Source organism: Nitrospiria bacterium (genome assembly GCA_036397255.1).
In the GTDB taxonomy this organism is placed as follows: domain Bacteria; phylum Nitrospirota; class Nitrospiria; order DASWJH01; family DASWJH01; genus DASWJH01.
Window position 1 is genome coordinate 15,204 of sequence record DASWJH010000053.1, and the last position, 12,257, is coordinate 27,460.

The 12,257-nt window shown below is 43.9% G+C and carries 16 protein-coding genes and 1 pseudogene; 6 read left to right on the top strand and 11 right to left on the bottom strand.

The annotated features are described in order from the left end of the window. Positions 1-80: 80 nt before the first annotated feature. Together nirK and VGB26_06990 are read right to left on the bottom strand one after the other, a co-directional pair. Positions 81-1,064, bottom strand: a pseudogene (gene nirK / locus VGB26_06985) (copper-containing nitrite reductase). A 204-nt stretch (positions 1,065-1,268) separates the two neighbouring features. Beyond that, the gene (locus VGB26_06990; GenBank protein ID HEX9757532.1) at positions 1,269-1,940 is read right to left on the bottom strand and encodes an ammonia-forming cytochrome c nitrite reductase subunit c552; all 672 of its coding nucleotides are present in this window, start codon (positions 1,938-1,940) and stop codon (positions 1,269-1,271) included. Positions 1,941-2,066: 126 nt separating this feature from the next. On the opposite strand from VGB26_06990, the gene VGB26_06995 reads away from it, so the two are divergent. Further along, a complete protein-coding gene (locus VGB26_06995; GenBank protein HEX9757533.1) occupies positions 2,067-2,345 on the top strand; it encodes a hypothetical protein in 279 nt (92 codons plus the stop codon). A gap of 117 nt (positions 2,346-2,462) precedes the next feature. After that, the gene (locus VGB26_07000) at positions 2,463-2,843 is read left to right on the top strand and encodes a CBS domain-containing protein (GenBank protein ID HEX9757534.1); all 381 of its coding nucleotides are present in this window, start codon (positions 2,463-2,465) and stop codon (positions 2,841-2,843) included. Here the strand turns inward: VGB26_07000 and VGB26_07005 are convergent. The 5 genes from VGB26_07005 to VGB26_07025 form a co-directional block, all read right to left on the bottom strand. Beyond that, on the bottom strand, positions 2,827-3,510 hold the full coding sequence (locus tag VGB26_07005) for a hypothetical protein (protein HEX9757535.1): 684 nt from the start codon (positions 3,508-3,510) through the stop codon (positions 2,827-2,829). The genes VGB26_07000 and VGB26_07005 overlap by 17 nt on opposite strands. Before the next feature lie 20 nt (positions 3,511-3,530). Further along, entirely contained in the window at positions 3,531-4,052 is a 522-nt protein-coding gene (locus VGB26_07010) for a methyltransferase domain-containing protein (protein ID HEX9757536.1), read from the bottom strand. 102 nt (positions 4,053-4,154) lie between these two features. After that, positions 4,155-4,502, bottom strand: coding sequence for a YfhL family 4Fe-4S dicluster ferredoxin (locus VGB26_07015; GenBank protein ID HEX9757537.1), 348 nt, complete (start codon positions 4,500-4,502; stop codon positions 4,155-4,157). 156 nt (positions 4,503-4,658) lie between these two features. Then, positions 4,659-5,129, bottom strand: coding sequence for a thioredoxin-dependent thiol peroxidase (gene bcp, locus VGB26_07020; GenBank protein ID HEX9757538.1), 471 nt, complete (start codon positions 5,127-5,129; stop codon positions 4,659-4,661). Next, entirely contained in the window at positions 5,126-5,800 is a 675-nt protein-coding gene (locus tag VGB26_07025; protein ID HEX9757539.1) for an LON peptidase substrate-binding domain-containing protein, read from the bottom strand. The genes bcp and VGB26_07025 overlap by 4 nt, the downstream gene beginning before the upstream one ends. A gap of 149 nt (positions 5,801-5,949) precedes the next feature. Here VGB26_07025 and VGB26_07030 point away from each other — a divergent pair, with 149 nt between their 5' ends. The 3 genes from VGB26_07030 (at position 5,950) to VGB26_07040 (ending at position 8,294) form a co-directional block, all read left to right on the top strand. Next, complete coding sequence (locus tag VGB26_07030) at positions 5,950-6,864, top strand: branched-chain amino acid transaminase (GenBank protein ID HEX9757540.1); 915 nt, start codon at positions 5,950-5,952, stop codon at positions 6,862-6,864. 121 nt (positions 6,865-6,985) lie between these two features. Next, positions 6,986-7,534, top strand: a complete 549-nt coding sequence (locus VGB26_07035) for a sigma-70 family RNA polymerase sigma factor (GenBank protein HEX9757541.1) — start codon at positions 6,986-6,988, stop codon at positions 7,532-7,534. A gap of 49 nt (positions 7,535-7,583) precedes the next feature. Continuing rightward, positions 7,584-8,294: a zf-HC2 domain-containing protein gene (locus tag VGB26_07040; GenBank protein ID HEX9757542.1), complete on the top strand. Its 711-nt coding sequence runs from the start codon at positions 7,584-7,586 to the stop codon at positions 8,292-8,294. Positions 8,295-8,331: 37 nt separating this feature from the next. Here the strand turns inward: VGB26_07040 and argJ are convergent, their stop codons facing one another. The 4 genes from argJ to rplM form a co-directional block, all read right to left on the bottom strand. After that, a complete protein-coding gene (gene argJ / locus VGB26_07045) occupies positions 8,332-9,540 on the bottom strand; it encodes a bifunctional glutamate N-acetyltransferase/amino-acid acetyltransferase ArgJ (protein ID HEX9757543.1) in 1,209 nt (402 codons plus the stop codon). Positions 9,541-9,575: 35 nt separating this feature from the next. After that, entirely contained in the window at positions 9,576-10,655 is a 1,080-nt protein-coding gene (gene argC, locus VGB26_07050; GenBank protein HEX9757544.1) for an N-acetyl-gamma-glutamyl-phosphate reductase, read from the bottom strand. Positions 10,656-10,734: 79 nt separating this feature from the next. After that, positions 10,735-11,133 carry a 30S ribosomal protein S9 gene (gene rpsI / locus VGB26_07055; protein ID HEX9757545.1) on the bottom strand — a complete coding sequence of 133 codons (399 nt, stop codon included), beginning with the start codon at positions 11,131-11,133 and terminating at the stop codon, positions 10,735-10,737. 14 nt (positions 11,134-11,147) lie between these two features. Beyond that, the gene (gene rplM, locus VGB26_07060) at positions 11,148-11,576 is read right to left on the bottom strand and encodes a 50S ribosomal protein L13 (GenBank protein ID HEX9757546.1); all 429 of its coding nucleotides are present in this window, start codon (positions 11,574-11,576) and stop codon (positions 11,148-11,150) included. A gap of 229 nt (positions 11,577-11,805) precedes the next feature. Here rplM and VGB26_07065 point away from each other — a divergent pair, with 229 nt between their 5' ends. Then, entirely contained in the window at positions 11,806-12,255 is a 450-nt protein-coding gene (locus tag VGB26_07065) for a 6-carboxytetrahydropterin synthase (protein ID HEX9757547.1), read from the top strand. Positions 12,256-12,257 lie beyond the last annotated feature (2 nt).

The following is a 12,257-nucleotide window of genomic DNA, read 5'->3' on the forward strand; positions in this document are numbered from 1 at the left end:
TATGAAAACCCAATAAAAAACGTTTATCTTAGGGGGAATTAATTTTCATTTTCAAACTATTCTTCAGAAGAAAGCGGTTTAAAAATCTGAGGTTTCTCTGAACCACTCACTTCCAGAATTCCTAAGGCCCCTTTATCAAAGGCCCGAAAAATACTATGATCAACCAAAATATAGCTTCCCGGAACGTCCAATTGAATTTCAACAATTGCAGCTCCTCCCGCGGGGACCAATGTGGTCTGAACATTCTCAGCAGGGGGACGTCCCACCGCACCTTCTTGATAGACCCGATCAAAAATCTCTCCGATCACATGAAAGGAAGAAACAAGGTTGGGTCCTCCATTTCCGACATATAATCGGATTTTTTCACCCACCTTTGCCTTTAGAGATTTTTCTCCTGTTAAAGAGCCCTTCCGACCGTTAAATAACACATACTCAGGTTGTTCTCTTTGTCCTTTTTCCAGTGAAAATGCCTGGAGTCCTTTTTCACCGTGTTTTCCCTCTGTGTAAAAATCACCTTGTACGATATAAAACTCCCGATCTACCTTCGCAAGTCCCCCCGGGGGCTCAACAAGAATTAGACCGTACATACCATTTGCAATGTGCATTGGGACATGGGGGGTTGCACAATGGTAAATGTATAACCCCGGGTTTAAGGTTTTCCATTCAAACCGTGTTTGCGAACCTGGCGCGGTTTGGGTCACCTTGGCTCCTCCGCCTGGGCCGTTAACTGCATGAAGGTCAATGGAATGGGGAAAGGTGCTGGTTTTATGGTTCTTCAAAGTTAATTCGATGGTATCTCCTTGCCGCACACGTATAAATGGCCCGGGGACCGTATCTCCGAATGTCCAGAACTCATACTCAACACCATCGGCGATTAAAGATTTAAATTCCTTTGTTTCCAGTTCGACTTGAACACGAGCGGGCTTGTCCCGTTGGGTCATAGGCGGGACATTGGGAGGGTTACTTATGCCGGCTCTTACTACCTCCCCTGCATTGGTTAAGGAATAAAAGAAAACGAAAACAATCCCAAAAATTAAAATGAACCACTTGTTGAATTCAAACATGAAATGCCTCCTTATCACAGGTCAGAAAAAAAATAGGTAGGATGGGTTTATTTCCTATTGGCTTCCCTTTATTAACCCCATCTTATTTAAAGGGACCAAAATCCGAAATCCAAGGGAAAAGCTCATTAAGACACCGCCTCCGAACACCGCATACGCAAAAACAGGGAAACGCTTTGTAAACCACAAGGACCCGATATGGAAAAGCTAGCCTTCAAAGATAGCACTTCGAGCCAATTTATAAGCTTTGTCTGCTAAGTTTTGAATCGCATCTAACTCTTTTTTAAATTCATCCAAATGAAAACGATGCCAAAGTTCTCCTGACTTTTTCAACCGTCCTCGGGAGTCTTCCAGAAGGGCTTTGGCCTCCTTTAATTCTCTTCCCTCTTCCTTTCCTAAATCAATCATAAACTGTGCCAGTTCAATTTTTTTTCGGGCCTTTTCACTCTCAGCAAGGGCTTGTTTTGCGATGTCGGGAACCTCCGGTTTAATCTTCTGATCAATGTTATGGCAAATGGTACATCGTCCTACAATTCGAAGGGGAATGACGGCTTGAATGTCCATTTGAAACCCATGGCAGGTGGTACAGGTGGGTGCAAGTCTATCTTTTTTTAGATTTTGGTAATGAAGGCCTTTTTTAAATTCCTGAAAAACGCCCGAATGACAGGAACCACAGGTTTCTGGAATATTTTTAAAATAAATTGGGCTTTTTAATTTTTTAGAAGACAACACCCCTAGATGGGCTTTGCTTTTTTTAGATTGTTGGGGATCGCCTCCATGGCATTGATCACAGGTTATGCCCTTCTCTCCATGAACCGACCCGTACCAATGAATAAACAGGTCCTGATACCAGGCGGGAAGATCCTGGATGGTCTCCACCTGTCGATGGCACTCCACACAAGAATTTGAAGCCCATGTCCAACTCGCTCCCCCAATTGGCCCCACCACAACCAACAAAAGAAAAATGGGTCTTCGTGTAATCGAGTGGGTAAAAATTGTTAAAAAGTGTTTAAGGTCCATACAGGGCAAGGGTCAAGTCAAAGTCATTCTGTGGTTGAAGCCTTTGAAGTATTAGAGGTTCCCGCAAAATCCAGTTCGTCATTCCCGAATGGTTTTATCGGGCCCGCCTGCCGGCAGGCAGGAATCCAGGATTCAAAAAATCAACATCTTCTGGATTCCCGCTCCCCGATAGAGGCATTCGAGGACAGGCTTCGCGGGAATGACGGGAAGGGCCTGGATTTCCAATTTCCCCTGCCTGCAAGTGCCCGCCGGACAGGCGGGTAATGACAAAATTTACCCACTCACTTCCACGATGAGCCCAAAATAAATAGAGGCATGGAACCCCCTGGTTTGACAAAGGAATGGGGGTAGAATAAAATAAGGTTCCGTTTGGAGGCTCCGATGATCCCATTAGCCGTTTTGATGAGTCGACATATCCAAAAAATTCCGGAAGACGGAAGCCTTTTCGATGCGTCAAAGATCATGAGGGATATGAAAATCGGTTCCCTTTTGGTGGAACGGGATCAGGAATATGTGGGGGTTCTTAGTGAAACCGATTTGGTTCGCCGGGCATTGGCAGAAGGTGTGGATCTCAAAAAAACACGGGTCGATTCCATTATGAGTACGCCCATCATTACCATTGATATCAACAAATCCGGAATGGAGGCAAGTGAACTCATGAGTGACCATCGTATCCGGCATCTTGCGGTGACCGAACATGGTAAAATCGTGGGCGTTATTTCTGTCCGGGATCTTCTGATCTATTTTAAAAACCGCTTTTAGTTTTATCCTCCGGTCTTCTGTGGTGTTCTGCATCCTCTTCTAAGGTAATAATCTTTTTCTCAGGTTTCAAATGAATTTGTTTTAAATGAAGGGCTGTATCTGGAAAGAAAGATTCAATGAAACCGATCAGTCCTTTCAGATACCGGTTGGACAGGATCGGGTTTTCAGAAAAAGTTTTCAAAAATGATGCTTTGGCTTCTATCACATCGGCCAAGGTTTCTTTGGCAGAGGGAGCGTCTTTCAGAAAAACATCCACCTCCTTTTTCATAAATTCTCCAAAATCTGAAAGGTTGGCGCCAGGAACATGAAGTGGGCTTAAGGACCGCCTCACAAATTCTAAACCCAAAAGGAGTTCACTATCTTGGGCGGAAGGGCGATGGTGAAAATAAGCGTAAGCGGTCATGTCCAAAAGGTTAAGAAATGTCACTCCCTGTTTCCCAAACTTGCCTTCGAGGGTTTCCGATAGCTTTAGGCGTTCTTGAGAAAAATACTGTCCAATTTTTCCCCGCTGGTATGTCTCGTGGTTGGACAGGTAGATGCAGTCTTCAGGGCAACGAATAACGGTGATCCGAAATTCACCGCAACAGGGACTGCAGATGTTTCCCCCAAGGGCCGGACAAAAGCGTTTTCCTTTTTTTTGATGACAGTTCACACATTTCTGTGTCATAAAATTCCCGGGTGTGCAATTTAAAAAATTTTTTGAGCGATCAAACTGACGCGAATGGGTTGCTCATCGGGGAGGCCTTCACGGTAGAAGAGGATTCTGAAGTCTACAAAAAGACCTAAGAGTTCGTTATGTTCAAAGCAATACTCTCTATTTTTCGGGATCCCGTGACGGAGATGCTGATCGATTAAAAAAGTTTCATAAACCAAAACCCCCCCCTTTTTTAAGGCTGATTTCATTTGGGGAATCAGATTCCTTTGAAGATAAAAAAAACAGATGACCACATTATAGTCGTTTGAGGGGAGAGTGGTTTTTTCAAGATTGACCTGTTGGGTGTTAACGGATAGGTTTTTCTCCAATGCCAAATGCCGGCACACCTCTATGGCATGGGGGTTTCGCTCCAAACCATCCACCTCAAAACCTTGTGAAGCAAGGAAAAGGGAATTTCTTCCTTCTCCCATAGCAATGTCCAGTGCTTTTCCTTTAGGTAAAAGGGAAAGGAATTCCTTTAAAAGGGATGAGGGAACCGTTTCATGATTATGCACGTATCATCCTGGGATGATGAATTTGGGGCGGAAATGAAATGGTGTTTGGGAGGGATTAGAGATGACAGGGGTTTTTTGCATTGGGCCCTGTCATCTCAAACCTTAATTGCGAACGCCACTCCAAACTTTTGCAGGATCAATTTCCTTGTCTGGGTTCAGCCTTCTTGCTCTTTCCAGAAGTACATCCGTGGTTTCTGGAAAAGCCGGGTCTGAAATACAACAATCGGGGACCGGACAAACGGCGGCACATTGAGGCTCATCAAAGTGTCCCACACATTCTGTACATCGCTCGTGGGTGATGACATAAATATTGTCTCCCACCCCGTCTCCCTCGGTGACGGGATAACCAGCAGCTTCCGCAGCACTACGAGTCTCAAAAATCGCCTCATTTGGACATTCTGGAAGACACGCAGCGCACGCAATACATTCATCTGTAATTTTTACCGACATCGCTTCCTCCTTTTTTACGAAAAAGGCCTTTGGATAAAAAAAAGAAACTTCTTTTAATATACAATGGGATATGTCCCAAGTCAACTTGATTTTTTTTCAAAAAAAAGGAAGAAAAAGAACGGTGGGATTCAAGAGAAAGGCCAATAAAACAATATGTTAGGTATTTTGGTTCAATTTCTCCAGGACCTCTTTTGGGTGGGTTTCAACTTTAATTTTTTCGTAAATTTCTTCAATTATTCCTTTTTTATTAATGACAAAAGTGGACCGGTTTATTCCAAAGAATTTTTTTCCATACATACTTTTTTGGCCATAAACCCCATAGGTTTTGGAGACTTGTGCGTCTTTATCGCTGAGTAAAGGGAAAGATAATTGGTATTTATTTGTGAAATTCTGGTGAGATTCAATGGAGTCCAGACTTATTCCAAAAACCACTGCATCTGTTTTTTTGAATTGATCGTTAAGATCCCGAAAACCGCAGGCCTCTTTCGTGCAACCGGGGGTATTGTCTTTGGGATAGAAGAAAAGAATTACCGATTTTTTATTTTTAAAATCCTTCAGGTGAACGGTTCCACCCTGATTTGAGGGAAGAGAAAAATCTGGAGCGTTTTGTCCTACTTTAATTTTCATAGAATTCCTGGATCCTCCTCGGATTCGAATAGTTGTCTTTTGACTTCCTTTTCGTTTTTTTCGTTATCATCCTTCATTTTAATCAGTTCCAATAAACGGCGACTTTGCTGATTAATATCCTCTGATTCTAATAGAAACTGTTTTTCAAGAGGCGTCAAGGTCAGGCATGCGCAGAGTGCATGGATCAGGGTTTCATCATCCGCCTTTTCAAGCATCGTAACCAATTGAGGGAAAGACCCCCTTGCTTTTAGATGTGTTTGGATTAACCGATCGATTTGATGACGGTTTTTTGGATTCAGAGTGGGGGTCTTTTCTGTAAAGGCCAGGGGTTTTACCCATGCCTGTCGGTAGGGTTTATCGTGAAACTCCTCCTTAATTCTATATCGTGTTAGACCCGAAAGAATAACGTTATATCTTCCATCTTCCAAGGCTTGGTATCCGATAAGTTTGCCGATGCAACCCAACGGATGGATCCCCGGATTTTGATAATACCCTTGTTCCCACCCTTCTTTCAGAAGGGCGATCCCGAGAAGGCGGTCTCCTTTTAGAATATCCTGAACCATTTCCCGATACCTTGGTTCAAAAATATGGAGAGGAAGATGGATTTTTGGGAAAAGAACCACATTGGGAAGGGGAAAAATAGGAATGATTTGGGGAATATAAACACGCATGAACAACTCCTTTTATTTTTATATAGTAGCGATTTCAGAAGGGCGCTGTCAACCCAATGCTTTGAATCCATTAAGGTTGACAGGGGTTGGAAGGGTTGTTATAGTCAGACCATTGTAGGGGTTTTGGGGTTTCAAGAAAAGGAATTTTTGTGCTTCAGGAAACCGAAAAGATATGGATGAATGGGCAATTTGTGGATTGGAAAGAGGCAAAGGTCCATGTTTTGACCCATACGCTCCATTATGGATTGGGGGTTTTCGAAGGTATTCGGTGTTATCAGGGTGAACGAGGTCCTGCCATTTTCCGCCTAAAGGAACATGTGGAGCGGTTATTTGCCTCGGCTCATATCGCCCAAATCTCAATTCCTTTTTCTCCAAAAGAAATAGAAGATGCGATTCGGGAAACGGTCCGAGTGAATCACCTTCAAGAGTGTTATATTCGGCCATTGGTTTATATTGATTACGGGGAGATGGGGCTTTACGTTTCGGAAAACCTTATCCGAGTTGCTATCGCTGCCTGGCCTTGGGGAACTTACCTGGGGGATGAAGGTCTGAAAAAGGGAATCCGGGCTAAGGTTTCCTCTTATACACGGCATCATGTCAATATCAGTATGACACGGGCAAAAATTACCGGTTATTATGCCAACTCGCAACTCGCTAAGAGGGAGATTAAAGCCGCAGGATTTGACGAAGCCATTCTGCTGGATCCCGATGGGTATGTTGCGGAAGGTCCAGGGGAAAATATATTTATTGTTCGTAGGGGTATTTTAAAGGCCACCGCAGTTACCTCAATTTTGGAGGGGATTACACGAGATTCTGTGTTAGAGCTTGCCAAGGAAAAGAAAATCCCTGTCCTTGAGGAACGGATTTCAAGAGATGAGCTTTATGTGGCGGACGAGGCTTTTTTTACCGGGACTGCGGCTGAAATTACCCCAATACGAGAAGTGGATAATAGGACCATCGGTTCCGGCAGACCGGGTCCCATTACACTTGAACTTCAAAAAAGTTTTTTTCAGATTGTTCAAGGAAAAGATCCCTCCCACAACCACTGGCTTTCAGTGATTTGAATTATATTCATCCTGCTTATTTCCCGCCTTTTTTTCAATTTTTTCATATCATGTTGTTTTTCTTTAATTACCCTGAATAAAAGGGTGCCTGGAGTCGTCTAACCTGGTAAAATCATTCGGTATGGAAACACCCGATGAAGAACTGGTCATTCAGGTTCAAAAAGGGGAATCTTCTCTTTTTAATACACTCGTGGAGCGGTATCAACGCAGAATTTATGGGGTGGTATTGGGGATGGTCCATCATCGGGAAGAAGCTCTGGATTTAGCCCAGGAGGTGTTTCTAAAGGCTTATAAATCCTTACCCCAATTTAAGGGTCACTCTCGTTTTTATACCTGGTTGTATCGGATTGCAGTTAATACGGTGATTGATTTTCGCCGGAAATCCAAAGGGATGCAAACCTTTTCTATCGATGATGAAAGCATCAAAGAGATTCCCGGAAATACAGCCTCCCCGGATCGGCAGGCTATTAATCAGGAACTCAAGGGAGAACTTCACGCAGCATTAGATTCTTTACCCGAAGACCAGCGGGCCATTATTATTCTCAGAGAATTGGAAGAGCTTTCCTATCAGGAAATTGCGGATACCTTTGAATGTTCTATCGGTACGGTGATGTCTCGGTTGCATTATGCAAGAAAACGGCTTCGAGAAAGGTTAAAATCGTATCTTTAATATAGGGAGACAGGGCAGGTTTCCTTGAACTTAGGTTTTTTTAGTGAACATGGAAAATAAAAGAGATTGCGAATCATTTGAGATCTTGTTAACAGGTTACCATGATGGGGTTTTGTCCCCCGCTGAACACCGCAAGGTTGAACAACATCTTAAAGACTGCGCGGACTGCTCCCTTGCCCTAAGAGAAATGGTAAGAATCGGGGAGATTATGAGGGAAACCTTGCAAGAGGAGGTTTCCTCTCAGGACTTCAAAGATTTTCCAAAACCCATCCAATCCCAAGTTAAATTAAAGGATTTTCCATTTGATAGCCCCAGAGGTTTTTCCTGGAAACCGTTTTTATTTCCTTCCGCAGTGGCCGCTGGGGCCCTTGGATTGCTGTTGGGCTTTGTTTTATGGTTTGAAACCCAGGATCAAAGAATGGGGCCCTTTACTGTGTCAATTCCTGGGGTGCAGACTGCAGGACCGGAAAGGGAGAAAATCCAGGGTGATTTGGGTTTAGGTATTCGAAATTATGCTTTGCTTCAATTTATATTGGGGGAGAGGGAAAGGGCTTATCAGGAAATGCTCTCTTCCATCCAATCTTCCCCTTCTTTTGGTGAAAACCCTGGAGCCTATCAGGAGGATTTGGGGAGAACCATTCGTGACTTTGCTTTTATCCGCCATATTGGGACTTATCTGGGTGGAACTCAGCAGGAGGTTATTGGAAAGGGTATCCGTGATATGGCAAAAATCCAATATTTATCGGAATCAAAAACATAAAAAGACTCCTTTCTGAATTTCAGATTGAACCCATCCTTTAAGTCCGATAGGACGCATTGATCCTCACATAGTCATAAGAAAAATCACAGGTCCAGATTACCCATTTTCCCTTCCCCGTATGGAGGTCCAGTGTGATGACAATATTTTTCCCTTTTAAATACTGATTGATTTTTTTTTCTGAAATTCTTGGATTAGTGGTTCCGTTTTTTACCAAGGGCATCCCCCCAAAGGAAATATCCACCTGCTTTTCCGATATTTTTAACCCACAATTTCCCACCGCTGACAGGATGCGGCCCCAATTGGCATCCTCTCCAAAAAACGCTGTTTTGACCAGAGGGGACAATGCAACTGCTGTCCCAACCTTTTTCGCCCATTGAGAAGAAGGGGCTCCCTGTACTCTGAGTTCTACAAATTTGGTTGCCCCTTCCCCGTCCCTGACAATTTTTTGCGCCAAGTCTGTACAAACCTTCTGCAAAAGAGCGGAAAATTTTCTGAAAAGAGGTCCTGACCCTTGAAGGGGGCCCACGGATTTTTTCCCGTTTGCCATGCATAGCACCATATCATTTGGACTCATACAACCATCTACGGAAATAGAGTTAAAACTGGTTTCCACCGCCTGATGCAAGGCCTTTTGCAGTATATTATAGGGAATCCGAATATCGGTAGAAAGAAAACACAACATGGTGGCCATATTAGGATGGATCATTCCGCTCCCTTTTGCAATTCCTCCAACAGTAATGACCTTATTGTTGATTTTGGTTTGGTAAGCGGTTTCTTTAATTTGGGTGTCTGTGGTCATGATGGCCTGAGCGGCTGCCCGGCTCCCTTTTGGAGAGAGGTGACGAACGGCATCTGAGATGTTTAGGAGGATTTTTTCCAAGGGAAGGGGGGCACTGATTACACCCGTCGAGGAAACTCCCACACGGTCGTTTTTTAGATGGAGAGACCGAGCCGTTTCTGCTGCCATGGCGTTGGCATCCCTGAGCCCTTTGGTGCCGGTAAAGGCATTGGCATTTCCGCTGTTGATTACCACAGCCTGGAGTTGATGCTTTTTAGACAGATGTCTTTGGGTGACTTTCAAGGGGGCGGATTGAAATTGGTTGGCCGTAAAAACCCCCGCCGCGGTAGATGGAACATCCGAGTAAATTAATGCCAAATCGGGTTGTTTTTTTAATTTAATCCCACAATGGAGGCCGGAGGCGAAGAATCCTGTGACCGCTGTAATTCCACCTTTTACTTTTTTCATTTGGATGACCCTTTTTGCGGAAGGAATGGACTATTTTATGGAAAAAAACCTGGATCCCTCAAACCTAAGGTTTCCGGATAGTTCATCATGAGGTTCATATTTTGAATGGCCTGTCCCGCGGCCCCTTTTCCCAGATTATCAATGGCCGTAAAAATGGTAAAGCAGTTGGCGGATGATGTAGGGGCTAAACCGATCTCGCATCCATTGGTGCCAAGGACATGCCGGGTATTGGGATACTCACCTTCGGGAAGGAGCCAAATAAAAGGCTCGTTTGAATAGGCTTCCCGATACTCAGCAAAGAGATCCTGGGTTGAAATCGACCGGTTCATTTTTACAAATAGTGTGGTAAGTATCCCCCGGCTCATGGGAACTAGATGGGGCACGAAGGTCATGGGGATTTTCTTTTGGGCCAAAGAAGTGATTTCTTGTTCAATTTCCGGGGCATGCCGATGCTTCCCAACTTGATAGGGGCCCAACCCCTCATTCACTTCTACAAAATGTGAGGCCAGGCTGGGAGACCTCCCTGCACCGGAGACCCCCGATTTGGCATCGATGAAAATCTCCTCTGGTTTCAGGTGCTTAAGGTTGAGCAATGGGTATAGACCCAAGAGGGCGCCTGTGGGATAACACCCAGGGTTTCCAATTAAATGGGCTTTGCGAATCTTTTCTCGGTGAAATTCGGGAAGTCCATAAACCGCGTCACCAAGAAGATGGGGATGGCGGTGGGGAAGTTGGTACACCTGCTCATAAACCGCTGGATTGTTAAACCGGTAATCGGCACTTAAATCCACCATTCGCTTTCCTGCCTTGAGAAGATTGGCCACGGGATCCATGGCCGTTTTGTGGGGCAGAGCCAAAAAGATAAAGGAACAAGTGCTTGCAATCTTTTCCGGTTGAAAGGCCTCAAACTTCAAAGAGGAATAGCAGCCCCCCAGGGAAGGGAAAAATTTTTTGATGGGCTGGCCAGCCTTCTGCTCGGAGGTGATGGCGGCAATTTCAACATTGGGGTGGCGATAAAGAAGTCTTAAAAGTTCAACGCCGGTATATCCACTTGCTCCAACTATGGCAACCTTTAAGGGTGAATTGGTTTTTTGAATTGAATTTTTGGTTTCCATTTTATTTTCAAGAAAGGGTTTTCAATAAAAAAGGGAAGGCCAAAAGGGCCTTCCCTCAAAATGGGTTTGGATCCCCCAATTATCTTTTGGAGAATTGAAACCGTTTTCGAGCCCCCTTCTGCCCGTATTTTTTTCTCTCTTTTACTCTGGAGTCTCTTGTGAGTAAACCTTCTTTTTTCAAAGGGTCCCGTAATGCAGGGTCAATTGCCAAAAGGGCTTTTGAGATGGCATGTTGAACCGCACCGGCTTGCCCTGAAGAACCGCCTCCTTTAACCTGAGCCCGTATATCAAATTGTCCGGAAAGGTTTGAGATGTTAATAGGATGTTGAATGATCATCAGTAAGGTTTCACGTCCGAAAAATTGATCGGCAGCTCGATGGTTAACGGTTACATTGCCCGTGCCCCTTTCCAGCCAGATTCTTGCAATGGCGTTTTTCCGCTTTCCGGTAGCATAGTAGGTATTTCCTTTATCTTCCAAAACGGTGTCTCCTTTTATGAATCCACGGCCTGGGGTTGTTGGGGTTCGTGGGGATGCTGAGTGCCTTTATATACCTTTAATTTTTTGATCATGGCCCGCCCTAATTTATTTTTTGGGAGCATGCCTTTGATCGCAAGGGTGATCATCCTTTCAGGTTTTTCTTGGAAGAGTCTTTGGGCCGGAATTTCTTTTAATCCACCGGTGTATCCTGAATGATGGTAGTAAACTTTTGATTGGAGTTTCTCACCCGTTAGTTTAATTTGATCCGCATTAATAACAATCACGTGATCCCCCGTATCCACATGAGGGGTAAAGATCGGTTTATGTTTCCCCCGAAGAAGGCTCGCCACCTTCGAAGCTAAACGACCTAAAACTTTATCTTTTGCATCTACCAACAACCATTTTCGCTCAATGGTTTCTATCTTTGCACTAAAGGTTTTCAATTTCTTCTCCTTTTTTAAACCTACGAAATCTATCAGATTGAAACAGTTTTTGTCAAGGAAAAAGTTTGATTTTGGAGAATAGGTGAAGTCTTTGAAGTTGCCTTCACGGGCCTTTTTGCCAGGGTTTTAATGGGTTTACCTGAACTTTTTTGTTGACTTGTTCCCACCGTTTGCTTTGAATAGAATTTTAATTCATTTTAAGAACCCTTAATCGATGGAAGGAGCGATTTTGAACTTACCAGCAGGTTTGAATATCCATGACCAAAAAAACCTTTTTAAAGTGTGCAGGCAAATTGACTTTTGCTATGGTCACAGGTTGCTTCATTATGATGGAAAATGTAAATTTCCCCATGGACATAATGGTCGTGTTGAAATTGAAATTGTTTCCGAAACCTTGGACCAGCGCGGAATGGTAGTGGATTTTAATGATATCAAACGGGTCATTCAAGCCTGGATAGACCAGGAACTAGATCATCGAATGCTTTTAAACCGACTGGACCCTTTGGTTAAGCCCTTACAGGACCTTGGGGAGCCAATTTTTTTAATGGATGAAAATCCAACGGCCGAAAACATTGCAAAATTAATATATCGTTATGCTGTCTCACAGGGATTTGCGGTAACTCAAGTTAAACTTTGGGAGACTTTAAACTCCTTCGCTGTTTATGAAAGAGCCCGGTAAAG

Excerpts from the sequence above, each read along its gene's own strand:
- VGB26_07000 (HEX9757534.1), top strand. The coding sequence starts at position 2,463 with ATGATCCCATTAGCCGTTTTGATGAGTCGACATATCCAAAAAATTCCG.
- VGB26_07005 (HEX9757535.1), bottom strand. The coding sequence starts at position 3,510 with ATGACACAGAAATGTGTGAACTGTCATCAAAAAAAAGGAAAACGCTTT.
- VGB26_07015 (HEX9757537.1), bottom strand. The coding sequence starts at position 4,502 with ATGTCGGTAAAAATTACAGATGAATGTATTGCGTGCGCTGCGTGTCTT.
- bcp (HEX9757538.1), bottom strand. The coding sequence starts at position 5,129 with ATGAAAATTAAAGTAGGACAAAACGCTCCAGATTTTTCTCTTCCCTCA.
- VGB26_07025 (HEX9757539.1), bottom strand. The coding sequence starts at position 5,800 with ATGCGTGTTTATATTCCCCAAATCATTCCTATTTTTCCCCTTCCCAAT.
- VGB26_07035 (HEX9757541.1), top strand. The coding sequence starts at position 6,986 with ATGGAAACACCCGATGAAGAACTGGTCATTCAGGTTCAAAAAGGGGAA.
- VGB26_07040 (HEX9757542.1), top strand. The coding sequence starts at position 7,584 with ATGGAAAATAAAAGAGATTGCGAATCATTTGAGATCTTGTTAACAGGT.
- argJ (HEX9757543.1), bottom strand. The coding sequence starts at position 9,540 with ATGAAAAAAGTAAAAGGTGGAATTACAGCGGTCACAGGATTCTTCGCC.
- argC (HEX9757544.1), bottom strand. The coding sequence starts at position 10,655 with ATGGAAACCAAAAATTCAATTCAAAAAACCAATTCACCCTTAAAGGTT.